This is a genomic window from Kluyvera sp. EC_51 (assembly GCF_019584505.1).
Lineage (GTDB): Bacteria > Pseudomonadota > Gammaproteobacteria > Enterobacterales > Enterobacteriaceae > Kluyvera > Kluyvera sichuanensis.
In genome coordinates this window covers 173991-196745 of record NZ_VDAG01000035.1, presented here as the reverse complement: position 1 = coordinate 196745, position 22755 = coordinate 173991, and the positions used below count along the sequence as shown (strand labels likewise).

Annotated in this window: 24 protein-coding genes and 1 tRNA gene; 7 read left to right on the top strand and 18 right to left on the bottom strand. The window is 48.2% G+C overall.

Annotated elements, in window-relative coordinates; translation table 11 throughout:
- The coding region (locus FHC49_RS09920) for an IS1 family transposase (RefSeq protein WP_000641146.1) at nucleotides 1-99 on the top strand (99 nt) is incomplete at its 5' end.
- A gap of 10 nt (nucleotides 100-109) precedes the next feature.
- Here FHC49_RS09920 and FHC49_RS09915 read toward each other — a convergent pair.
- The 12 genes from FHC49_RS09915 to FHC49_RS09860 form a co-directional block, all read right to left on the bottom strand.
- Nucleotides 110-499 (bottom strand): hypothetical protein, encoded by a 390-nt coding sequence (locus FHC49_RS09915; protein WP_255581310.1) that lies wholly within the window; start codon nucleotides 497-499, stop codon nucleotides 110-112.
- Complete coding sequence (locus FHC49_RS09910; RefSeq protein WP_047401158.1) at nucleotides 496-2052, bottom strand: type I restriction-modification system subunit M; 1557 nt, start codon at nucleotides 2050-2052, stop codon at nucleotides 496-498. The genes FHC49_RS09915 and FHC49_RS09910 overlap by 4 nt, the downstream gene beginning before the upstream one ends.
- Nucleotides 2053-2255: 203 nt before the next feature.
- Nucleotides 2256-4124 (bottom strand): DUF262 domain-containing protein, encoded by a 1869-nt coding sequence (locus FHC49_RS09905; RefSeq protein ID WP_242461234.1) that lies wholly within the window; start codon nucleotides 4122-4124, stop codon nucleotides 2256-2258.
- A 70-nt stretch (nucleotides 4125-4194) separates the two neighbouring features.
- Nucleotides 4195-4506, bottom strand: a complete 312-nt coding sequence (locus tag FHC49_RS09900) for a hypothetical protein (RefSeq protein WP_017384203.1) — start codon at nucleotides 4504-4506, stop codon at nucleotides 4195-4197.
- Nucleotides 4507-4564: 58 nt separating this feature from the next.
- Nucleotides 4565-5278, bottom strand: a complete 714-nt coding sequence (locus FHC49_RS09895; RefSeq protein WP_049004883.1) for a YafY family protein — start codon at nucleotides 5276-5278, stop codon at nucleotides 4565-4567.
- A 102-nt stretch (nucleotides 5279-5380) separates the two neighbouring features.
- On the bottom strand, nucleotides 5381-6130 hold the full coding sequence (locus FHC49_RS09890) for a DUF3944 domain-containing protein (RefSeq protein ID WP_049017565.1): 750 nt from the start codon (nucleotides 6128-6130) through the stop codon (nucleotides 5381-5383).
- Between the two features lie 144 nt (nucleotides 6131-6274).
- Nucleotides 6275-6658 carry a hypothetical protein gene (locus tag FHC49_RS09885; protein ID WP_023337780.1) on the bottom strand — a complete coding sequence of 128 codons (384 nt, stop codon included), beginning with the start codon at nucleotides 6656-6658 and terminating at the stop codon, nucleotides 6275-6277.
- Between the two features lie 77 nt (nucleotides 6659-6735).
- Entirely contained in the window at nucleotides 6736-6894 is a 159-nt protein-coding gene (locus tag FHC49_RS24680; RefSeq protein ID WP_219984281.1) for a DeoR family transcriptional regulator, read from the bottom strand.
- A gap of 59 nt (nucleotides 6895-6953) precedes the next feature.
- The gene (locus tag FHC49_RS09875; RefSeq protein WP_032610117.1) at nucleotides 6954-7418 is read right to left on the bottom strand and encodes a lecithin retinol acyltransferase family protein; all 465 of its coding nucleotides are present in this window, start codon (nucleotides 7416-7418) and stop codon (nucleotides 6954-6956) included.
- A gap of 58 nt (nucleotides 7419-7476) precedes the next feature.
- Nucleotides 7477-7905, bottom strand: a complete 429-nt coding sequence (locus tag FHC49_RS09870; protein ID WP_220439664.1) for a DUF2787 family protein — start codon at nucleotides 7903-7905, stop codon at nucleotides 7477-7479.
- Nucleotides 7906-7952: 47 nt separating this feature from the next.
- The gene (locus FHC49_RS09865; RefSeq protein WP_220439663.1) at nucleotides 7953-8384 is read right to left on the bottom strand and encodes a hypothetical protein; all 432 of its coding nucleotides are present in this window, start codon (nucleotides 8382-8384) and stop codon (nucleotides 7953-7955) included.
- Nucleotides 8377-8730: a hypothetical protein gene (locus FHC49_RS09860; RefSeq protein WP_255581299.1), complete on the bottom strand. Its 354-nt coding sequence runs from the start codon at nucleotides 8728-8730 to the stop codon at nucleotides 8377-8379. Before FHC49_RS09860 ends, FHC49_RS09865 begins: the two co-directional genes overlap by 8 nt.
- A gap of 367 nt (nucleotides 8731-9097) precedes the next feature.
- Between FHC49_RS09860 and FHC49_RS09855 the strand changes: the two genes are divergently transcribed.
- From FHC49_RS09855 to FHC49_RS09840, 4 genes are all read left to right on the top strand, one after another.
- The gene (locus FHC49_RS09855) at nucleotides 9098-10294 is read left to right on the top strand and encodes a hypothetical protein (RefSeq protein WP_024256631.1); all 1197 of its coding nucleotides are present in this window, start codon (nucleotides 9098-9100) and stop codon (nucleotides 10292-10294) included.
- Between the two features lie 551 nt (nucleotides 10295-10845).
- Nucleotides 10846-12024, top strand: a complete 1179-nt coding sequence (locus FHC49_RS09850) for a tyrosine-type recombinase/integrase (RefSeq protein ID WP_000690682.1) — start codon at nucleotides 10846-10848, stop codon at nucleotides 12022-12024.
- An 81-nt stretch (nucleotides 12025-12105) separates the two neighbouring features.
- Nucleotides 12106-14031, top strand: a complete 1926-nt coding sequence (locus FHC49_RS09845; protein WP_001060048.1) for a DUF927 domain-containing protein — start codon at nucleotides 12106-12108, stop codon at nucleotides 14029-14031.
- A gap of 175 nt (nucleotides 14032-14206) precedes the next feature.
- Nucleotides 14207-14626: a hypothetical protein gene (locus tag FHC49_RS09840; protein ID WP_061090728.1), complete on the top strand. Its 420-nt coding sequence runs from the start codon at nucleotides 14207-14209 to the stop codon at nucleotides 14624-14626.
- A 127-nt stretch (nucleotides 14627-14753) separates the two neighbouring features.
- On the opposite strand, the gene FHC49_RS09835 is transcribed toward FHC49_RS09840, so the two are convergent.
- From FHC49_RS09835 to FHC49_RS09825, 3 genes are all read right to left on the bottom strand, one after another.
- Nucleotides 14754-15941, bottom strand: a complete 1188-nt coding sequence (locus FHC49_RS09835) for a site-specific integrase (RefSeq protein ID WP_061090727.1) — start codon at nucleotides 15939-15941, stop codon at nucleotides 14754-14756.
- Between the two features lie 779 nt (nucleotides 15942-16720).
- Nucleotides 16721-17644 (bottom strand): hypothetical protein, encoded by a 924-nt coding sequence (locus FHC49_RS09830; protein WP_199557807.1) that lies wholly within the window; start codon nucleotides 17642-17644, stop codon nucleotides 16721-16723.
- A gap of 694 nt (nucleotides 17645-18338) precedes the next feature.
- Nucleotides 18339-18414: transfer RNA gene (locus tag FHC49_RS09825), tRNA-Phe, on the bottom strand.
- Between the two features lie 169 nt (nucleotides 18415-18583).
- Here FHC49_RS09825 and FHC49_RS09820 point away from each other — a divergent pair.
- Both FHC49_RS09820 and FHC49_RS09815 read left to right on the top strand, forming a co-directional pair.
- Nucleotides 18584-19432: an AraC family transcriptional regulator gene (locus FHC49_RS09820; RefSeq protein ID WP_220439661.1), complete on the top strand. Its 849-nt coding sequence runs from the start codon at nucleotides 18584-18586 to the stop codon at nucleotides 19430-19432.
- A gap of 36 nt (nucleotides 19433-19468) precedes the next feature.
- Nucleotides 19469-20059, top strand: a complete 591-nt coding sequence (locus FHC49_RS09815; protein WP_220439660.1) for a LysE family translocator — start codon at nucleotides 19469-19471, stop codon at nucleotides 20057-20059.
- Here FHC49_RS09815 and FHC49_RS09810 read toward each other — a convergent pair.
- The 3 genes from FHC49_RS09810 to cutA are packed head-to-tail and all read right to left on the bottom strand — an operon-like array spanning nucleotide 20056 to nucleotide 22667.
- Nucleotides 20056-20631 (bottom strand): transcriptional regulator, encoded by a 576-nt coding sequence (locus FHC49_RS09810; RefSeq protein ID WP_185669286.1) that lies wholly within the window; start codon nucleotides 20629-20631, stop codon nucleotides 20056-20058. The genes FHC49_RS09815 and FHC49_RS09810 overlap by 4 nt on opposite strands.
- A 42-nt stretch (nucleotides 20632-20673) precedes the next feature.
- Complete coding sequence (locus FHC49_RS09805; protein WP_220439659.1) at nucleotides 20674-22368, bottom strand: protein-disulfide reductase DsbD; 1695 nt, start codon at nucleotides 22366-22368, stop codon at nucleotides 20674-20676.
- Nucleotides 22344-22667: a divalent cation tolerance protein CutA gene (gene cutA / locus FHC49_RS09800; protein WP_185669288.1), complete on the bottom strand. Its 324-nt coding sequence runs from the start codon at nucleotides 22665-22667 to the stop codon at nucleotides 22344-22346. Before cutA ends, FHC49_RS09805 begins: the two co-directional genes overlap by 25 nt.
- Between the last annotated feature and the right edge of the window lie 88 nt (nucleotides 22668-22755).

Here is a 22755-nt window from a genome sequence, read left to right as displayed (position 1 = left end):
CTGGCACGGCTGGGACGGAAGTCGCTGTCGTTCTCAAAATCGGTGGAGCTGCATGACAAAGTCATCGGGCATTATCTGAACATAAAACACTATCAATAAGTTGGAGTCATTACCCAATTTTCTGGAAATATCCTTCATTTATTTTTAGGAAGTAATAAATATACTTTATGCTTATCGCATCATTATTTGAGTGATATGACCACATCTCATTTTTGTGAGAGAATGGTTTATCGTAATACTCGAATTCGATAATACCTCTGGATTTAACAATGATCGATGGCTCTCTATTAATATCTTTCTCTGGAATATCTTTAAAGTCAACAAAGGCTACTGTTTTTCCCCCTGCAAAAATTTTAAGCGGCGCATTATCTTTGTGAAGAGCTTTCATCTGCCCAGCGGTTATTTTTGTGCCTTTAGTTCGTTTAAGCACTTTCTCTAGTGTTTTCCACTCAACCTTAACTCCATCCAGCAATTTTTCCAGATAACTCAACTCGCTCATTTCTGTACCTCGCAGCCTTCAATTTCAGCCACAATCGCATCAATATCTTTGCGCAACTGGTCGATTTTGCTGACCGTGGTTTTCAGCTCTGCATTCAACTCAGCGATATCGATAATTTCGCGAGTATCTTTCGCTTCCACATAGCTGCTCACCGACAGGTTATAGTCATTAGCTACAACGGTCTCAAACGCGACAGATTTTGCCAGATGAGCAACATCTTCCTTGCTGGCAAATACCTGCATAATCTGTTCGATATGGGCATCGGTCAGGATATTGTTGTTAGTCTCTTTTTTGAACAATTCGCTGGCATCAATAAACTGAACTTTGGTATCCGTTTTATGTTTAGACAGCACCAGAATATTGACGGCAATGGTGGTGCCAAAGAACAGGTTCGGTGCCAGTGAAATCACGGTTTCGACATAGTTATTGTCAACCAGATACTGACGGATTTTCTGCTCCGCGCCGCCACGGTAAAAAATACCCGGGAAGCAGACAATCGCAGCACGACCTTTGGCCGAAAGATAATTCAGTGCATGTAGTACAAAGGCGAAGTCAGCTTTTGATTTGGGGGCCAGAACGCCAGCCGGGGCAAAGCGCTCATCGTTAATCAGGGTCGGGTCGTCACTGCCAATCCACTTAACCGAGTACGGCGGGTTAGAGACAATCGCATCGAACGGTTTTTCATCGCCAAAGTGAGGCTCAGTCAGGGTATTCCCCAGTCTGATATCAAATTTGTCGTAGTTGATGTTGTGCAGGAACATGTTCATACGCGCCAGGTTAAAGGTTGTATGATTTATCTCCTGACCATAAAAACCTTCTTCAATGATATGGTTATCAAAGTGCTTCTTCGCCTGAAGCAGCAGTGAACCAGAGCCAGCGGCAGGGTCATAGATTTTGTTGACGTGAGTCTGACCGTGCATCGCAAGCTGAGCAATCAGCTTGGAGACGTGCTGAGGTGTGAAGAACTCCCCTCCAGACTTACCGGCATTTGCCGCATAGTTAGAAATCAGGAACTCGTAGGCATCACCAAACAGGTCAATCTGGTGCTCGTTAAAATTCCCCAGGTTAAGCCCTTCAACGCCTTTCAGAACGGCGGCAAGACGGCTGTTTTTGTCTTTAACTGTGTTACCCAGTCGATTGCTGGTCGTATCGAAATCGGCGAACAGGCCTTTGATGTCGGCCTCAGACGGATAGCCGTAGGCAGAGCTTTCAATAGCGACGAAGATACTGTTTAAATCAGCATTCAGCCTGTCGTTGGTGTTCGCTTTAGCGGCAACGTTGCAGAACAGCTGGCTCGGGTAGATGAAATAGCCTTTAGTCCTGATGGCATCGTCTTTGATGTCATCGGTAATGATGCTGTCATCAAGTGCTGCATAATGTATGCTCTCATCCCCTGCTTCCATGTAGCTGGAAAAATTCTCACTGATGAAGCGGTAGAAAAGTGCACCGAGTACATACTGTTTAAAATCCCATCCATCTACGGAGCCTCTGACATCATTGGCAATGGCCCAGATTTGACGATGAAGCTCTGCACGTTGTTGAAGGCTTGTCATTTTGTATCCTGTTATATGATTCTTAAGTACTGTTATTGGCCCGATTTTATCGCAATTTCATATTGATGACAGGCTTTGTATGTCATACGTTGCACTGAGAGTTCGTTTGCCCGGTTGTGTAGCCAACACTCTTTCAGTCAGGCCAGTAGAAACGTTGTGCTGACGATAAATACTGAAGCCCCAATACTATCGGGGCTGAACGTTCAGTCGGTGAGAATTTCTTCATCCGTATCCATTGTGGATGGTGATGAATCTATTTTTGTTGTAAGAAATACCCGATTCAGCAGTCTTTGCTTCAGGGCGCTTCTTCGCTCATTGTAGAAATCCGGGAAGCGACTGAACTCAATATTTTCATCTGAAACTAACAGCATTGATGGCGTATAGTTGTTTGATGAATGAGATAGCCATTGTTTCAGGGAAGTATCCTGTTTACTTATATTCTGAGAGTGATTCAGTAAATGAAGATTCGGTATGGTGTCCCAGTGTTCCGGATTTTCATAAAAGCTGAGGTTCTCTGGTGAATTCGCAATATAATCTAATCTTTCAAGATATTTCTTTGAGAAGTGATTCCTTGGATGAAGGTGATCAATATGAAACACCTCGGTCGGATTCATTTCAGGGAACAGAAGATGCAATAGTGCGCGGCAACGACCTTCGCCATATCTGATATTGAGAAGGCTTTCGATGTATTCGTCGTCAAATCTGAGGTCCTTATTCGAGCCTTTATATCTGTCAATAATCTTCTCAAGAGGAAAGTGAATATCTGAAAGACTATTTTTCATTACCTCTCTGATACTCGTGAGTAGCGCATCTGCCTGGCTTCCAAAGATCCCTTTCAGAAGTACCATGTAAAACCACTGGCTAATTACTGAGCGTTCATTGTGGTTTTTATTCAGGAGGTTAATCGTTGTATATAATGGATGTCCACTGGTTTGCTTTTTGTAAAGCCAGTAGACCACAGGAATGACTGCATTTTTAGATATCAAAGACTGTGGATTGATGCCGAATCGCCTGATAAGAATAAAGGTCTCCTTGATACAGGATTTTATTTCAGACCATTGTTGTTGTATCTTACCGACCTCCTCTGAAGTGAAGTTTTTTACTTTGAACCGGACGTCAGAGTCAATAAGCATCAGGCTGGTTTTTAAGAACCAGTCTCTTTCAATATAAAAACCCATTTCATTATTCTGATAAATGTTTTTTGTCAGTTCATCCAGTTCTCTTCTGAAATCCCCCTGCCAGTGCGCTACCGCTATTGACATCAGTAAGTCTGAAAACTCAAGTTTTGTCCCCCCGCTGTTCGTGCGGATGAAAACATCCAGCACATGATCAATGTCCTGACTGCTCTCATTGAAGTAGTGGATAAGATTCTCAGTTCTTATCTTGGTATAAAGTTTAAGCAGAGTTTTTCTGGAAAATTCACTGGAAATGAGATCTCTTTTTTCAAGTTCTGGTACGACAACGTTAAATAAAATATCATCAGGCGAATCATGTTGCTCGTATTTGAATATTTCGTGCAGGCAGAACCAGTGATGTTTGTTGTCTGTAAGTGAATCAGCGTATTGCTTGTCGGTCAGGAACCTGAAGTTATACTTCATCATGAGCTCATCGTCTGAATTAAGTGGCGCTGTTAAATCGACGTAAAGCTTTCTGGGCGGCAGGATGCGATCATCCTGTGCCGAAGGCCACCACACCCGGGGCTGTTTATACGCATACGTTCCACACAATCCAATATATAATGATGTGAGACGCTGCTGACCATCAATCACCGCCTTGAAATCATGAAATCCAGCATTTGTTGCTACGCAGGGGTTTTCTTCATTAAATCGCTGACAGTATTCTTTCAGGAATTCATAGAATTTGTAATCGTTTTTAATACTGGCACTACGGATATCCCACATCATGAAAGAGTTTATCGGGTAGTCTCGCATGATGGAATCAAACAGCAAACATATTTGACTGCTGCTCCAGACGAACTTCCTCTGAATTGCAGGCAGAAGATAGTGGCGTAAATTAATTGAATCTATCGCTTGTTTTATCGTTATTGCTTTTTCATACTGGCCAGCCATCATAAACCTCATATGTTATATTAGCTGGCCTATTTTAATTTATTGCGTGTCGGTAGTACAGTCTTTGCACAAACTAATTTATGCAATGGAAAAGCTGACGGCTCGGTTTGTGTTTTTCATTCGGGTAGACTCGCATTGCGGATGCACAAAGTGATGAAACCTGTCTTGCTATATTTTTACCGAAGTTAACAAGTAGGCCGTGCTTTATTTTTTCACCCTCTGCCCTGATGCTGATGACAAAGCTGAACTGATATACGATTACCTCAATGAGGTCATTGCCAAATGTTATGATGGCGGCGTTGTTTATTTCATGTTCATAATTCCTCAGGTCAGTGTTAAGTCTTGCGGTTGCATCTACAAGTGCATATTCTTTATCGATAATCATAACTTTCTCACTTATCATGTTAATGTGATTTAATCATCACTAATAATATGTTGTGATTTTAATTACGATTATTCGTCTGTTTACTCCCGTAATGCATTATCTTATGAATAATGTTCATGTGGGGTAAGGCTTCCATAAAGTCAGACTGTTCAATCAGCGAAATGAGTGTGTTATCGATCTCAAACGTTGTATCCGGTAATACCTCAACCAGCCTGATTCGGGACAGGGAAATAACGAACACGCCCGATGACGTACATCCGGCAAGAAACCACTCCGCATGGCTGCAAAGCAGACGGTAGGGATGAACGGTATGGCTGACGTTTTCGTCGGTTCTGATACGCACCAGGGTCTGGTTAAGTATGGCGAGCGTCAGTCTGCTGAAATCACCGAAAAGGGTGGGTTTCTGGCGCGGCTCCGGTAGCATAATCCTGTATGGCGAGGGACGTTCCCCGTCAAGCATCAGACTCAGTAGTTTGGCATCCATCGCAGGTAACAGACGGTCAAGATGCAGCAACCTCGCCAGTATCTTCATATCCCGTTCCGTGCGGCGACGAAAGTAATGTGAGGCAAGCTGATACACGCCGTTGCTCTGTTCAATATCAAGGTACGTCAGACGGACGTTGAAATCCCGTCGCAGCGTTCGCGTCGTCACTCCAAATTCTTCTGCCAGCGTCCCGATATGCAGTTTTTCACCCTGAAACAAACGGCTCAGAATGATGGAAAGGCGGGTTGCCAGTCTGTCATGTTCATTTTCTTGTGTTATCAGCGTCATACATCATTTCCGAATTTAGCCGGGAAATGATGCCAGCAGTAGCGGACAGGATTTGTCCGCCCTCTGAAGTTTTTTAAAGCCCGAAAATTTGAAATGTAAGTGCTAAACGTCAGCATTCTCTGGTGAATAAAGATGCTTCTGGCGCATGTAGGCAATAAAAATGCAGGATGGTAGCGTCACCCGGTATGCAGGACCGGCTAAATCAATCAGCAGCCAGAGAGAACTGAGCACCCAGCCCACGGGACCGGCAAAAGCGCCCATGGTACGCGTCAGCATGGCATTTCCTGCAACGGTCAGTCCTCGGCCTAACAGGGCTTTCGCCACGCCATTTGTGACAACAAGTGCCATCTGATAGGCCGCAAATCCGGATGTTTTTATCCCCGCCTGGATTGCCATGGTCAGCAGCTCCGGTGTGGGATTGCTGTAGCCTGTCTGCAACTCTTCCGCCACGGTCTTTAACTGGTCGGGTGTCATCTTCTCAAGGCTTTTCTCCAGGATCTTCATCAGCAGATTCATTTCAATGGTTTCAACACTGGATTTGCTGTTGTAGTTCACCTTCATTTTATCGCAGGCATCGGTAAGAATTTCCCGGTACAGCACCCCTTTGCCCCAGCGGAGCAGCGTGGCAAAGCTGTTCGCCCCAAACGTCTGAACCTCGGCGGCAATGGCATCCCAGTAGCGCGGGTGGTTGGGCTTGTGTTTTTTATACTGAGGATCGTAAGTCAGCGTTTCCGTGATGCGTGCCAGTCCGTCTTTCGGATCGCAGATAAGCACAGAAACCAGTAAATCCAGATCGTCACGATGACAGTGGCGCAGAAATTCAAGGTCAGGGTCGTGTCGGTAGGTAGCCATATTTCACCTCATTGCAGATATTGGACCTGACAGTTTAAGGAAGCCCCCGGACAGGGTTTGTCCGCCTGAAAAACAACAAAGTAAAAAAAAAACCTGCCCGAAAGCAGGTTTCTGTTCACCGGATGGAGGTATAACGCGTCGGGATTACTTTCCGCGCCATTCCTTTTCCACTTTATCCGCAAAGGCATCGCACTGCCGGGCATACTCGGGGTTATAGAGCAGCTCCGACTGCGAAAGCTGCATGGCGGTCATGCTGCCGTTACGGGCATTTGATTCGAGCCAGGTTCTGCCATAGGTTTTGTTCATCACCTGAAGTACCTTGTTGAATACCGAGCCGTTGAAGCGGGCATTGAGATTAACGCCTTTTACCTGAAGGCCGCTGTCACTGGTCTGGGTCAGGCGGGTGGAGTACATCGCGCAGAAGGTCGAGTTGGTTATCATCTGAGCGTCAGCCTGCTCGTCGGCGAACGCGCTGTGGCTGAAGGCTGAAAGCAGAATTGTGGCGGTTAACAGTTTTAAAATTTTCATCATGTTCCCTTATGGATTGAAAAGCGGAGACAGCCTGCCATACGGGGTGGTCAGGAGATGTCCGGCAGAGAAAAAAGTCAGGGTTTAAGAGAGGGAGAGAGTCGCCAGAGGTGAGGGCCAGCGGATTCCAGCACAAAGGCCAGATGGGTGAGGTCCCGTCTTGCTGTACGGGGAGACACGTCAAACTGCCGGATGATGTAGCGAACAGATATTGTCTGACCGTAAAACAGGGCCATGGTCAGCCGGATAAGCCGTTCTCCCTGTCCGGTAGCGTGTTGCCTGCGACGATTAACATTCATCGTTGCCATACGCGCCATCGGTCCCCTTTCTGAAATCTATCGAGGTGTCTGGCAAGCCAGATATCAGGGCATGAATTGCCGGTAACGCAGCGGGCAGTAAACCGGTGGCAGTTAAAATCCAGCAGGCTGTAGGTATAGCGCTGACCCACTGCCGCCTTTGCCCGTTCAGCGGCCTGCGTACAGCCCTGTGGAGTTAAATCCATACAGTCGGTATACACCGAGATAGCGGAGTTCCAGCCATCGAGCCGGTCAAGAAACTCGCTGGCCTGACTTCTGATAACGATGCCGTCACCGTCAAGATGAACAATGTTGCCATTACCCACATAGATACCGCTGTGTGCGGCAAGGCCAAAAAGCAGTTCGCACTGCACGATACCGCCGTAAGCCGGTTCATCGACGCAGGACAGAATGCAGTTATCGATAAATGAATCCACGAAGTTCAGCAGCAGAAGCCGGTACATAACATTCAGTTCCTTACTACGGGGGAGAGGGGGGATGCGTGGGAAACGTAGTGAACACTCAGCTTTCCCACAACGTACGGACCGTGAAAACCCCCATATCGTGGTAAGCCATAAAGTTACTTTCCCATAGCGACCAGAACTCACGGGCGTCGATATGAGAGATATCGCCACAGCGGGAAAGCCACGTGTATTGATGCGTCCAGCTCACATCGACATCTTTTTCAAGTTCAGGCCACGGATACCCTGCATAGTGAAAATCGGTGACGTAATCGAGCTGCCAGCCTTCTCCGGCAGGGATGAGGCGTATTTCGACCGGATGCCAGCCACCCGTTTCCGGTGAGTATTCAGGATCACGAAAGTTAATGGTTAATCCGGTGATGGGGTGACGATGAGGCGGTTTTTGCGCGACGATATCCAGAAGCATTTGGGTGAACGACCGGGAGAGGGGCAGAACATAGCCGCCCTGCAATATGGCGGGTGATGACATAGTGAATATCCTGATTTTGGGTTAACGGAACACAGAAAAAGCGGGGGTTAGTCCTGGCTGAGCGCAGCAAGCTGCGTCATACGATGCTGCCAGTCGGCATAGCAGCGGTGCATAAAGAGTCTGCTGCTGTCCGCTTCGATAAGGCAGATATCGGGACTTCTGAGCACAGCGGCAAGAAACCCTGCGTTATTGGTGCTGCCCTGACCAAACAGTGGGCGAAATACACGGGACGGAAAGCTGTCTGGCTGCTGTTCCAGAATGGCGTGAATCGCATCAAGCGCTATCCATTCACGGGAGAACAGGCCCCCTTCGCCATTGGCGGTTAAACGCAGGGTAAGGCTTCCGGTTTCATCCTCCTTACCCAGCTCATACGTCAGCAGTCCCTTACTGTGTGGACTGATTTTCTCGGCTTCACCCCTGTAGAACACGGTATAGCTTTCGGTGACGGCGGCTTCGGTAGCGACTTTTTTCTTACTCATGGTTCAGCGCCTCAATCAGGTTCTGGAGTTGAGTGATAACGGTCGTGTCCGGGAACACCAGATAGATACCCTGTCCGTTATCGCAGACGATACCGAGCAGGAGATACCAGCCATCATCAAGTGCGGTGACGTATTCCGGGTTAGCCAGTGCCACTGCCAGCAGCGGGTCTTCGGGGAGGGTGTCATCGTGGTTGAGATGCCAGAGCAGGGTTCTTGTTTCTTTCCAGAAAGCAGTAAACAGGTCGATATCATCTACGGGGCCAAGAATTTCATTGCTGAGGGCTTCCAGCGCGGAGGCTGGCAGGTTGAGAAGGGAAATACTGGTAGGGGTTGTGAGTTTGTACATAGTTATCTCCATCATCAATCGAATATCATGGAAATAATATGTGTCCGTTTTAAGGGCTATTACAGGCTTGGTGTGTTGGATTTGTTTTTCTTATTACGAACAAATAGCGACTGGCTCAGGCCGGGATTGTTTAGAGACAGATTCAGCATAGATTCGTAAAAATAAAAACTATTAGCGCGAGATCCTCTGTTTATGCCGTGACAGTTAACTGATAGGAGGCTTGTTGGTATATCAATTATGCTGCTCTGGATTTTTTATGATGATATACGGCATAATCTGATGTCTGACGTCTTATCATTGCCTGCTGATACCCGTGGGAATAATCGATGAGATGAGTTCCCTTTTTGAACGGAGGCATGTGGATAGGATGAGTATTGATAAGTGTATTACCAGTTCGCTTTTCGATGAACGAATCAGAAATGTAGTTATGGGGGCAGACCATGAGTTTAAAAGGCTGGCAAACACCAGTACTTCATTAGTGGAACGATTGTCTGCACTTAACTTCGATTTTTCATCTTTGTTTGTCTATGAACATAAAAAGGGAATGTTTTTTGGGAGTAAGTTACTTAAACCTGAAATAAAAACATCGAGTCATCAATTACTCTTTTCCTCTCGTTTTTTAGAACCTGAATTTCTGCGGAAGTATAAATGTGAACTATCAGGTATCTTGCGGAATGAAATCAAAAATACTATAAAAAAACGCTCTCAAAAAATTAAGGTACAGGGTGTTTTTTTAGATGAGATTTCAAATGCAGCTAGCAATACATTACGTCACGAATTGTACGATATAATCAGTCGGGCTAAGTATCGTGACTGTAGTTTGAGGATAAAAAACCTGATCCAGAGTGAAACTTTACCTGATGAATTTATTTTAAAGCCTGGTGGTTATCGTGATGTGATATATCTCAAGAAATATTGCCCTGAGATAATTAATCATATTTATGCAAGTGCTAAAGAACTTATTGATATTAGTCGAAGAAAACATTATATCTTTAGTGATGAGCTAATATCAGGCAGGAGTCCCAATATTACAGGTGTTATGCTTTGCCTTTCAGAGTTAGTGGACAGTCTGAAAATCTATGATGTGGAGATTGATAATATTAGCAACGCTATTTTACTAAATATAGTGTATTTATTTTTGCATAAAATTATGAGTAGGGATGTAATTGAAAATAAAGATATCCCACTTATACTGAATCAGTCCTCAGTACTCATCCCCCCACATATTTTTTATCTTGCAACGCATCAAAATTCGACACAATATAAATATATTGAAAAAGCGTACCTCTTGGGTCAATTGCTTATTTTTTTAATGTATAAAGCTGCTTGTTATTCAATGCGCAACATTAGAGTGAGTAGTATGAAATTTTACGACGATATTTGCAGTGAATTACCATTGACCGAATTGAAGGGTAATAAATTGCTCAGTGAGAATTTTTGTGAAATGAAAAAGAAAGTTGGGGAAGAGATGGTTCAGATCAGGACTGTAGAGAATGTTAACCGTGGAATAAAAGAAATTAGTTTGTTGATAAATAAACGCGAAGCTCTTATTTTTCCATTCTGACCCAAGTAATGTGGGCTGGATCCCTCAATCACAACGAGATTGAGCACTCTTCAGCTTTGAGTGGATATGTACCCCAGCATTGGATCTTTTAATGCTCGGGTACAGGCTTTTACAAGCTCAGAATCTTTCTATCAACCTCCTCTCTGTCGAACATGTGTTAATCGATTACTACCTGCATTGTTCGACATCTCAAAAAAAGCACATCCAAAAGTCGGCGATTTTTCTTGTCAGATTAAATTTTAACTAATTGTATTGTATGGGTTAATTTTCGACTGCGAGCGTGTGCTGCTTTGAGCTTTATCTCAGATCCCCTGGATGTTTTGAAATTGCCATCCTGACTCTCCTGTACTCATTATGTCTTCAGCGAGAAACAGTGTTCAGCCCTGATAGTTCTTGCAGGATAAGGTGTCAGAGCCATTGTTTTACCTGATCAAGTTATGTCGGTCTGCGATGTGTGGTCCTCGGGATGCATACACCAATGAACGGCAGTAGTAACGGTATTAGACGCATATATAGTCAATTTTTCTGATGATTCAGGAGGGATTTGCACGATGAAAATTCATGATCAACATAAAGAAATAACCCGAGGGATATCGAAAGTTTTTATTTCCAAAGCAATTGAGCAGGCTAGGGATGTCGGGAAAACTATCGAAATTAGCGATGCTAAAGTTATCGGGCTGAAAGCTCTTGTATATTCATCAGGGAGAATGAGTTACATCGTTCGTAAAAATATTAATGGTAAGAGTCATTATGTTCCGATTGGGTGTGGTACACAGTTTTCAATTAATGAAGCACGCGAGAAAGCGAGTGAGATCATCTATTCACTTAAACGCAAAGGCAAGATTCATGGCAAGGATTATGCAGCCATCAAGAATATGACATTCGGTCAATTGATTGATAAGTATGAAGTGGATGTTCTGAGTACAGGAGTCAAGAAATCTGCGAATACTGACCGCTCCAAGATCAAGAATTATCTTTATCCTCAGCTCGGGGCGCTGAAAGTAGCACAGATAACAGAGGGTGATATTTTACGCTATCTGGCTGGATTGGAGCTGAAACCCGCGACACGTAATCGCCATCTCGCACTGATCAAGGCGCTGTTCACCTATGCTGTTCGCATGAATTTCGTGAGCTGTTCACCTGCCCGTTATATCAAGGCGCTTCCAGAGACAACCTCTCAGCGCAAGGCAATGGCTGATGCACAGTCTAAGTCGTGGATGGAGGCCGCCATTCAGATGCGCAATGGTGAGCCAGATAACGCAGCCCTTGCCTTACTGGTGTTTCTGGCCCTGACCGGATTACGCCTTGGTGAAACCCGTTATCTTCTGCTTGAGGATATCGACTGGTCCCGTCAGACCATCACTTTGCGAGAAACTAAAAACGGTAAGCTTCGCTGTGTGCCAGTGGGTGATAAGGCCTTTGTTCTTCTGACTGAGCAGCGCCAGCACTTGGGCGATAAAGGCTGGGTTTTCCCCGGCTATAACACAACTAATCCGGTTGCAGAACCACGCCGTCTGCAAAAGCGTATATGTGAGAAAGCCGGTATTTCACCATTCACTATTCATGAGATGCGACACACTTTCGCCACGAAACTTATCGAGAGTGGGGCTGACATCCATACCATCAAAGATTTACTGGGCCACAGCACCATAAAGGTTACCGAGAGGTACCTACATGGCAGCCCGGTGCGCTACCACGAGGCCATTAACAAGGCGATGGATACGTTCTAGGTATAAGCATAACTATCCACAGGCAGGTTAGTTCCTTTTTCCCTGCACGCGATTTATCTGTTTTTAATTGAGGATTAGATAATGAATAACATAGTGACACCCGCCCCCTTAACGACAATGGCGCGTTTTGCCTGTTCGAAACTGAATGGATTTCTGGCTCGTCGGGCTTTGCATCAGGCAAATGCGAAGAAAATCCTTAAAAAGGCAATTGCAATCAGCATTGCGGTCGATGAGATTTCGGCAAAAGGGGGGCGTGATGGTCTGCCTGATGGGTTTGTTAACTCACCGCATGGGCTTTTTTATGATGATGGCAAAAAAGTGTTTCAGCTCAGTTCTACTGCTATTGTTCCCGTCAGCAGGCATTATTCAGCGTGTAAGAAGCGCAATATGGGTGTCGAACTCATGACCATTAATCATGCGGGTCAGTATGTCTGCGCTGAAATTTCACTGAGCAACGTTACGCTAAACCCCGATAGTGTGATTGGCTCCCTGACAGCGCAAGGTTTCGGTATCCCTATGACGGTAAAGACGAAAGAGCTGTTGGCGCAGTTCTTACAGGCATGTATGAAGCAAGCGCTGGCTCTCCCTACCTACCTTGTCGCTGATTCAATGGGATTTGTACCCGGCAAGAAAGCGTTCTTACATGGCAATATGCCTTTAGCACAGAACATCCCTGGGTTTGATTACCTTATTTCCGTTCAGCGTACACCCGCAGGGATCGTTGAGTCCGGCACGCTGGATGCGTGGAAGGCTCTGGTGAAAAAGAATGTCCATGGATGGCCACAGATTTTTGCATTGTGTTCTGCCTTTGCGTCCATGCTGGTTGCATTGTGTAAAATGGATGTGGCGATGTTTCACTTCTATGGTGGGTCAACGACTGGAAAAACGATCCTTCTCCAGCTTGCGATGTCAGTTCATGGTCATGGCGGGGAGCCGGGAAGTGGAAAGCTTGTCAATGTTCTTCGCTGGAATACCACGGTGAATGCGCTAGAGAAGCGACTGAGTCAGTTCTCAGGCCTGCTGGCATGTGTGGATGAGTTGGGGGCTTATAAACAAAAGGACTTCGCTTCGCTCCTGTACAACATTACCGCCGGTCAGGGTAAAAGCAGAATGGACAAGAATCTGGATATACGTGAGCTTTATACATGGGAAATGTTAATTCTCTCCGCAGGTGAAATGTCCATTTCTGAGAAGCTAGCGACGGAAAAAGAACATCTTCAGGGTGGACAGGAACATCGCGCCATTAGCCTCAATGTTTTGCCTGAAGATGCCCGTAAAGACGGCGAATCATCAGAAAGGGTACGCTGCCGCGCTGATAGTCTGAAAAATGGCCTGAGTGAAGTTTATGGTACGGCGGGTAAGGAATTTATTGCTAATTTGCTGGCACTGGATAATGACGATGATGAACCGCAGTCCTGGGATGAAATGTGCCTGTCTATTCAGGGGGCAGTAGAAGAACAACGTGACAGTCTTGTCGGTGAGCTGCAGGAAGAAGGTTATGCACTTAGTGACATTCAGCTGCGTGCATTAAAACGATTTTCCCTATGTTTGTGTGCCGGAATCCTGGCAGCATCATGGAATATCCTTCCGTTCAGTGAAGATATTATTAAGGGTGCGGTAATGAGCGCGGCTCGTCGCTGGCTGGATGATAAACCAAACCAGTATAGCCCACTAAAGCAGGTGCTTACGGCTATCCAGCACGATCTTCTCACAACCAGAGCGTCCCATTTAATGCCGTTGCTTGATGAGGATGCGCATACCCCATACAACCACTGGGGGTACACGGATAAGAACGATAACATGATGATTTTCGCTCCTGTTTTTGAAGGCTGGTGTGCCAAAAAAGGCATTAAACCTGCTGATGTGGCGAAAGCATTGGCAAAAAAAAATCACCTCAAACCAGAAAGTCAGGGCCACTACAAAAAACGTCCTCAGAAGGGAGTTCAGCAACCTTTTTATCTGGTTATGAATACATTTCTTGGCTGTAACATTGGCGCTGACTTTTAAGAGGGAGCAGGAATAGAGATTAAATAATATAAGGTTAATTAAGATTTTTCGTGCCGTAATTTAAATTGTAGGATCCGGAAATATAATCTGAATGCTCAGAGGGCAGGTTGTGCACAAAATGGGCATTTAATTTTTTAATTATTCAACATATATATCAACTAAAGGTAATTTTAAAATGTATCATACAACTCCTGATGAATGTCCTGAGTTTCCACAGGCGATTAGTTCCGAAAATGTGGGGAAAGTAAAATTTACACGTTACAGGCTCTTAATGACACAGGCTCAATGCAATTTTTATGGTATTCAACGAGAGATTTTTGATGGCGAATTTCCTGCTCTTAGAGCAATTGTTAAAGGTGATTTTCAAATCGAATTTTTTGTGAAATATAAGTGTAGAGGGCTGGATTACTATGGTTCTCTTGGTGATTGGCCTCATATGACAATTAGTGATGCAAAAGAAATCGCAGAGGGAGTTTTCAATAACTGCGATGACTCCCGCCGTAATAACTGGGAGGGTGAAAATGATAGCGATAGTATCGAAGAAGACATGATGAGCTATTTTGAAAATGGTATTCCATTCGGCAATAATTCATAGGTTTATACTGGATTTTCACGTCAGTAACGAAATCGAAATTCGCACATGAAAACATCTATATCTATGAGGTAGTTACTTATCGATAAACGACTGTGAAAGCAGAGGGGCGGCCCCTCTGCTTTTTTTGCTACAACGTATCGGGTAACTGAGCGCGGATACGTTCCGCCAGTAACTGACTGGTGTTCTGTAAGCGCTGAGGATGAAGATGTGCATAACGCTGTGAAGACTGACTGCTACGGTGCCCCAGTTGAGCCTGAACGTCATATAGCGTACCGCCGTAGGACACGATGAGGGCGGCAACCGAATGGCGGCAGGTATGGATACACACTTCCTTGTCGAAAATTCCCGCCCGACGCACGATACGCTGAAAGGCTTTAACCGGGTTACTCAGCGGCATTCCCTGTTTTTTACCAATAAACAACCACGGATTTCCCCGCTGCGTTGGCAGCGTTCTGATTACGTCCATCGCCAGTGAGTTAAGGTGAACAATCCGTCCATAGCCATTCTTGGTTTCAGGGAGCCACAGGGTGCGTTTAACCGGGTCAACATGCTCCCACTTTGCCAGACGCAGCTCATCGCGGCGAAGGCCGGTCAATAACAGCAGTTTGACATAGCGGGCAGCTACAGGGCTGGTATCGTTATCGGCGGAGAGAAAAATACGACGAATTTCGTCCTCGGTAAAATAACGCTGTCGGGCGTTGTTCTCCCTGAGTAGCTGTACCACCCTTGCCGGATGAACAGAGGTCATGCTTTGCCTTCCGGCCCATGTAAAGACGGCTTTAATGAGTACGATGACACGGTTACAGGTAGCCGCTGACAGGGAAGTACTTAACGTCTGCTGAAGGCGCAGAATGCTCGCTGGTGTGATATCGCTCAGCAGCCTCTGACCAATGGCGGGACGGATATGATCGCGGTAGCGCTGAACATCCTTTCCCCAACTGCGTTTAGCGGATTTTGCCCATGGCAGATAATGCTGATTAAAGAGTTCATCGAACGTCAGCTCCATTCTCTTGTTTTCACGCTCCTGCTTAGGGTCAGTGCCGGTGGCAAGGGAACGTTTGTGTTCTATGGCAATCTGACGGGCAAGATTGACGTCCACTTCAGGCCAGTGACCAATGGCGATGGCGCGTTTTCGTCCATGATAGAGGTAGCGGAGCAAAAACTTTTTACGACCTTCTTTTCTGCTGACCAGACACTTGAGGCCGGAAATCTCGGTGTCGCTGTATTCGGCATCGGTGCTGCGTGCATCTGATGTGTTAGGGGGCAGTGATTTAATGAGCTGATTAGTAAAACGGAAGCGTTTGGGAGTGGACATATAACCTCCTGTGACTGGTGTAAAGAACGTCAGGGTTGACCCATCCCCGGCACGGCGTTGTTAATGGCTGAGTTTATTTTCTGGTGTGGCGAAGGGAATGCTGGTGCCACATGGGATGAATGAAGAGGGGAAATGCAGAAAGAGCAGGCTTTACGGTCTGCTTCTGGTCTTAAGGGGAAAGATTGCCGTTGGGGAAGAGTTCACAGAAATAATATGTGTTTAAGTCGGATACAATTACCTGTCAACAGGGCAAGGACCGTTGCCCATATGTGGCTGGTTTTGGTGTCGGCTATGTGCCAAAAACGGACGTTAAAGTGAACTATCTTAGTGGTCAGGTTTATGCTTATACGACGAAAGCCATCAGTTTTCTGGGTAGATTTTCTTATCAGATAATATTCACCTGTCAGATCACCCGGTACTGCAATAAAGCTTATTGTGAATTACCTCTATTCTGTTCATGAGATGAGGGTGGAAATGGAAGGCAAGTATTTTCATGCTGCTTCTTGAAAAACGAGCCGTCTAATTTATCTCTTGCATGTATAGCCAGGTGAAAATAATAAGTGGCTGAATAACCCAAGGTAGTTCATCGAATATAGGTTATGCAGGTATTTTTAGTTTCAATAAGAGAGTCCGCTCCTCGCTCAAAGAAGACCTACCTGTATCCGGATTTGCAGCTTCTCGCCAGGAGCAGACTTTACTGGTTCCAAACTATATTAATTATTGGGGAACTGGTCGCCTCCGTTAAAAATGGAGGGTGTTAGTACACAATCAATTGGAAATTATCGACTTGCAAGAAATTTATCAGCAGCGTATTTCAGTAGGTTAGATCTATGATCTAAGATGGCTTGAGTATATCCTCTTCTGGCAGGATGGTCGGTACATACAGCGATTGGGCAATGCAAAAATTCTGTCTGTATAATCCCCAGATGCGAACGTTCATCTATTGCCTTAACTGCTAATTTTTTACCATTGTTTAAGTAATGATCTAACACCCATGTTTGCCCGCCAGTGAAGTAGATGATGATATCTGGCCTGGTATCTTTAATTTCAGCCAAGAATAATTCATGCTGCATATGAATCATTGACATAATATCTTTTGAAGGCAGTTTGGAAATGCTGACACTATCTCCTTCATTTTCAATTAATTGAAACTTATGCAGATTAGTCCAATAAGCATGTCTTCTGGATGGTAGGTTAAAATAATTTACCACTTCATCAAATGCGTACCAAAAGTGGCTATTCCTTAAGTCTTCACCAAAATTGAATTCATTGAAGAACTCAATTCTCTGATTAATGTAGTCATCAACCGAAACGATGGTACTGAAAGCGTTTTCCATTCCCAGAGTTTCTTGCCCCACGATCATCACTTTAACTGGGGCATTTTTGTATTCGTGCGTCATCATTGGGATAAATGGTGTACTTACCTTTTGTAGGAGTTCTTCTGACAGGTAAGTACCGCGATTGGTAATGATATCTTCGAATGCCTTTCTTACACCGTCACTAACAGCAGGTTTAGAGGTGAACTCAGTAAGGCTGTATGAAGTGAATGATGATTTATACACAATCCCCATCGCAGTTAACCCAGTAACGAGACTTTCCAACTGTGAGACATTCATTCCTAACGTGCGTTGAATCTTGCTAAAACTGACTGAATTATCAGCTTTAAGAATAGTGAGCACGTTGATTACATCTTGCGCGGTCATTCCTTTTTTCCTCATGTTGTACTGTTCAAGTACAGATACTTGTTTAGCATCTTTCGATGGTCGCAGAAAAGAAATTTAGGCAGAAATGACATGCATGGACTCATTGATGTGTATCGCGATGTTTGTAGTTATGAGATTAACAGGGAGCTTCCGCTCCTCGCTCACAGCGGACACTCAGGTTCAACAGTCCATTACGTTAAGCTTACCGTTAAGCTTACGGATAATCATTTTATGATGGCGTGGAGAACGGGGGATTCTGAAAACGGTAAGAAGTGAAAGGGCAAGAAGAGCTTGTTGTAGGTGGACGGACTGGTGAAGATCCCCATGTGAATGGTGGAGGGGGTATGCTGCCAGATTTCCCCGTTTGCTATTGGGGATTTACCCACCTTATTCCCCCGCGACAAAATCACGTTAAGACCAGCGGATTAGGGCGAAATGATAATTCCCCCGTTTTCCCCGTATTTTCTACTTCATTATGAATGCCCTGAGAGAAAGGAATCGTAGAGGACCGTAGAAAGACCGTAGCTGTGAGGTTAGGGAAAAGTACATCAGAGGATGTTGAGGTGTTTAAAAGTAACGAACATCTGCGAAAAAGACGAGAAATCCAGCAAACAAATAACGTGTTGCAACGACCAGAAATCTACCGTAGCCAGAAAAGGAAAAGCCCCGCTTTGCAGCGAGGCCTTATGAATAGTGGTGCCCGGACTCGGAATCGAACCAAGGACACGGGGATTTTCAATCCCCTGCTCTACCGACTGAGCTATCCGGGCAACGAGGCGCATTAAACCGTAGTCGCTCCCTCACGTCAACCAAATTCACCGAAAAGCTGTTCAACTGCTTACTATTGCGGCAATCTACGCGTTTGCGCCGGGTGATTGCACAAATCTTCCAGACATCGGCGCGGTAATCGGGCAATGCTGGCGGTGAGAGGGGGACGGTATGGCAACGAAAGACTGGCTTGAGCTGCGACAGCATGCCGATACGGGCATTGAAACCATCAAAGCGCACTTTGAAGGGTACGCGTTTGATCCGCACTGGCATGATAGCTATCTGGTGGGGATCACGCTGTCTGGCACCCAACAGTTTCACTGCCGTCGCGAGCGTCACCATAGCGTGCCGGGCGATGCCTTTCTGCTGGAGCCGGGGGAAATTCACGACGGTGAAGCACCGGTGGCCGGTGGCTTTACCTATCTCACCTTTTACCTAGACGAACGCTGGCTGACCAACACCCTGCGCGGGCTGTATGACGCTACGCCGGACAGCTACTCGCTGCACTTTAACCAAACGCTTACCCGCGAACCGCAGCTGGTGCGGGCGATTGGCGAGACGTTCAGCACGCTGCATACCGATGAGATGCGCATTGTGCAGCAGAGCAGCATGGACGGCCTGCTGGCGCAGCTGACCGCGCACTGTCAGTGGCGCAAGCGGCTGCCGTCGGCGATTCAAAGCTCGGCAATTGCTCATCGGGCGCGAGATTATCTGCATGCGCATATGGGCGACAATATCGGGCTGTCTGATTTAGCGCGGGAGACGGGCACCGACCGTTTTACTCTCACGCGCAGCTTTAAGCGAGAGTTCAACCTGGCACCGCACGCGTGGCTGATCCAGCTGCGGCTGGCGAAAGCGCGCCAGCTGCTGTCGTTGGGCGAGCAGCCGGTGGACGTGGCGGCGACGCTCGGTTTTGCCGACCAGAGCCACCTCGGGCGCTGGTTCCAGCGGGCGTATCGTATCTCGCCAGCCCACTACCGTCGGTTGTGCACAAACCTTCCAGACGTTTCCAATAAATAACGGCACAGTCGGAACTCCAATAATAAGGAGTCACCTGTGAATATCATGCCGTTCCTGCTGTTTGCCCTCGTTGCGTCGATAACGCCGGGGCCGACCAATATCCTCATCCTCAACAACAGTCAGCACTTTGGCGTGCGGGCGACCATTCCGGCGCTAGTGAGCGGCTGCGTGGCGGCAAGTTTGATTGTGCTGGTTTCCGGTGCGGGCGCGGGGGAAGTACTGCGCCAATATCCGCTGGTGCGGCAGGTGATGAGCTGGGCGGGCGTGCTGTGGCTGACCTGGATGAGCTGGCAGCTGTTCTGCGCGCCAGCGGCGAATATCGCCGGAAAGGAGAGGCAGCGCTTTACCGCCAAAGCGGCAGCGCTGTTGCAGGTGGTAAACCCGAAAACCTGGATGATGGCGCTGGCGGTTGTCAGCCTGTTTGCTCCGGCGGGTGAGCACGCGCTGCGCGAGGTGGCGCTGATGGCGCTATGGTTTTTACTGATCTCGGTGGCGTGTCTGATGTGTTGGGCGTGGCTGGGGAAGGCGGTGAATCGAGTGTTCCGCACCACCGTGGCGATGGTGCGGTTTCAGCGGCTGATGGCGCTGTGCCTGCTGGTCTCCGCGTGGGCGGGGATGCTGGCTTAGGTCAGCGCGCCGTTCTGGCGGCACTGGGCAAAGCGCAGAATGTCTTCGGCAAGACGGTGCGCGGTGTCCACGTCGGCCTGGCTGCGGCTAACCAGCATACGGCTCAGGCAGCCTTCCAGCACCAGCTGCATCTGTTTGGCGACCATTGCCGGGTCGTCCACTTCCAACTGGGTCAGCAGCTCATGGCTGTACGCATAGGCGGCCTGCTTTTGCTGCTCGGCGAGCTGGTGAATCGGATGGTCTGCCTCCGGGTAGAAGGTGCAGGCGGCGATAAAAAGGCAGCCGGGGTAGCGATTTTTCGTCACGCACTCGGTCAGCGCGGTGTAGCGGGCCAGCAGTTTTTGCTCGGGGGTCAGTTCTTCGTTAAGCATCAACTGGCGGCGCCAGGTCTCCACCTGCTGGCTCAGGTAGCGCAGCGCGTCATACAGTAGCGCTTCGCTGTCTGGCCAGAAACGGCGCAGTTCGTCCAGCGGGCGGTCTACGCGTTCGGCAACCATCTCCAGCGTGGTGCTCGCAATCCCTTCTTGCTCAAGGAGCTGTAGGGCTTCTCCTAGTACGTCTTCGCGTTGCACGTGTCTCTCCTCCGTTGACGGCTATCCGTCTAAAAGTGTTGTCTACGGTTGGCGATCGCGCAAATGTGCGCGGAACGCGGCGGCATCCTTGAAGCCGGTCACCCGTAGTGCGGGCTGCTCGTTGCCGTTCTCATCAAAGAAGAGAATGGTCGGCAGACCCAGAACCTGTAAATGTTTTAGCAGCGCCACATCCTGCGCGCTGTTGGCGGTCACGTCCGCCTGTAGCAGTACGGTATTTTGCAGCGCCTGCTGTACCTGCGGGTCGCTGAAGGTGTACTTCTCAAACTCTTTGCAGGCCACGCACCAGTCGGCGTACAGGTCGAGCATCACCGGCTTGCCCTGAGCGCTGGCGAGCGCCGCGTTCAGCGTCTCAACGTTGCTGATGCGGGTAAAGTTGAGGTGCGATTGGCTCTGCGTGACGGAGGTGCCAAAGGCCCAATCCTGAAGCGGGCGCACGCTGATCAGCGCGGCGGCCAGCAGAAGAATTTGTCCAATGCGCTGCCACGGTTTTTGCAAACCCAGGCTGGTGATAAATGCCCAGCCGAAGAACGCCACGCCGAGCATCGACCACAGCCGTAGCCCCCAGACGTCGCCAATAATACGTTCCAGCAGGAACACCGGCAGGGCGAGGATCACAAAGCCAAAGGCGGTTTTGACGTGCGCCATCCACGGCCCGCTTTTCGGCAGCAGGCGGTTGCCGAATACCGTCACCAGAATCAGCGGCAGTCCCATGCCCAGCGCGTAAAGGTACAGCGTACCGCCGCCGAGCCACAGGTTACCGCTCTGGGCGATGTACAGCAGAATGGCGCTGAGCGGCGCGGTGGTGCACGGCGAGCAGATAAGCCCGGCAATCGCGCCCATCGCAAATACGCCCCCCATCGAGCCGCCCTGCTGGCGGTTGCTCATCAGGGTGAGGCGGGTTTGCAGCGACGATGGCAGCTGCAGCGAGAAGGCACCAAACATCGACAGCGCCAGCAGGATAAACACCGCCGACAGGCCAATCAGCACGTACGGATGTTGCAGGGCTGCCTGGAACTGCATTCCGGCGGCGGCTACCACCAGGCCGAGCGCGGTGTAGGTAAGCGCCATGCCCTGCACGTAGATAAAGGCCAGCAGCAGCGCACGAGCGGTGGAGAGGCGCTGTTTGCCGCCGAGGACGATGCCGGAGATCAGCGGGTACATCGGTAACACGCAGGGGGTGAAGGCGATGCCGATGCCGATTAATAGGGCCCAGAGGGCGGAGAACGGTAAGTCCGCGCTGGGGTTGCCCCTCACCCCGGCCCTCTCCCCGGTGGGGAGAGGGGGAAGGGCCTCGACCGCGCTCAATGGTACGGTTTTGGTTTCCGGCGGGTAGCAGAAGCCCGCGTCGGCGCAGCCCTGGTAGGTGACGGTGAGCGTCGCGCCTGCGTTCGCCTGGGTCAGCGTCACCGGCACGGTCAGGCTGTGGCGATAGATCTCGCTTTTGCCGTAGAACTCGTCGCTATGCCACTCGCCGTTGGGCAACTGGAGCGGAGCGATGCTGGCGTTAGCCGGGGTCACCTGCACCTGCTTGCGGTAGAGGTAGTAGCCGTCTTTCACCTGCCAGGTGAGGTTCACATCGTGCTGATTTTGTTGAAAATCGAAGGCGAAGGCCTGATCGGCAGGAACAAAATTGGTGCGGCCGGGCGCGTCGAATAGCCCGGCAAAGGCCGAGGTGCTGCACAGCAGCAGAATCAGCGTAATGAAGCGTTGAGCCATGAGAGGTAATCAGTGTCTGCGTGAGTAACGGGTAAAACCAGAAGTTCGGGTGTTTGATACGGGTGGTGAGCCTTCAGACAGTCGAGCAGCGCTTGCTGGTGCGCGTGGTCGGTTTTCAGCAGCATCTGCACTTCATACTCCTGTTCGAGTTTCCCCTCCCAGTAGTAGAGCGATGTTGCGCCGGGAAGTAGCGTGGCGCAGGCCGCCAGCTTTTCCGCCAGCACTTTCGCCGCCAGATCCTGGGCGGTAGCTTCATCAGGAGCAGTACAGAGAACCACAACAGCGTCGGGAATACTCATTGCAAACCTCGTATCGATGAAAAGAGGCACTATAGCACGGCGGGAAAAAGGGGTTGAGTGAATCGGGCCGCAGAGCGGCCCGACTTTA